The sequence below is a fragment of the Escherichia sp. TW14182 genome (genome assembly GCF_000208525.1).
GTDB lineage: Bacteria > Pseudomonadota > Gammaproteobacteria > Enterobacterales > Enterobacteriaceae > Escherichia > Escherichia ruysiae.
Genome location: NZ_AEJZ01000472.1, coordinates 1 through 719 on the forward strand (window position 1 = coordinate 1; position 719 = coordinate 719).

The 719-nt window shown below is 60.5% G+C and carries 1 protein-coding gene; it reads right to left on the minus strand.

All coding sequences use genetic code 11. The features are described 5' to 3' along the window. Positions 1–719 (minus strand): tetratricopeptide repeat protein (locus EQY_RS0123335; RefSeq protein WP_000303327.1); only part of this gene is annotated, 719 nt, incomplete at both ends.

Below are 719 nucleotides of genomic sequence, written 5' to 3' on the forward strand. Positions count from 1 at the left end.
ATATCCACTTCCGTCAGGCCAAGAATGGCATCAACGTTAGTTGGCTCCCGCGTCAGGACATTCTGATACGCCGCGCGGGCGGCGGTGTCATCACGTCGCTGCTGTGCCCAGTCGGCCAGGGTGAGGTCAATGCGCGTGGACGGTGGCTGCTGGCGCAGCATCGCTTCCGCTTCTGCCTCTTTGCCGCTTTCACGCAGGCGGCTGGCAGTTTCCAGTACCTGATCGCTTTGCAGGCGGTTTGCCAGTTCCTGAATATTGCTGTTCCACTGCGCGCGCGGCAGGCTGTTGATATGCGCCAGCGCGGCTCTGTCCTGGTCGTGACCGGAAAGATACAGTCCGTAAGCGTAAACCTGCTCCGGGTCGTTCGGCTTCTGTTGCGCCAGATTGCGCATTAACGTATCGGCCTGGCTGCGTTGTCCGGCCTGCCAGAGATCCTGCGAAAGCCGGTAAGTAATCCACACACTGCCGGGATCGAGCGCCAGTCGCTGACGCTGAAGTGCTGCCGCCTGCGCCCATTTACCCTGATTTTCCAGTGCCTCCGCCTGCTGTGATAAGCGGTCGTTTTGCAGGCTGCGTTCGATGTCATCAACGCTGCGCCGCTGGCTGGCAGAAAGCGAGGCAATAAATGCTTCGGCTTTTTCCGGCGACTGCTGGCGATAAAGATTCGCCAGCCCGCGCACGGCGTTAGTGTTGCCGCTGTCCATGCGCAGCGTCTGCTG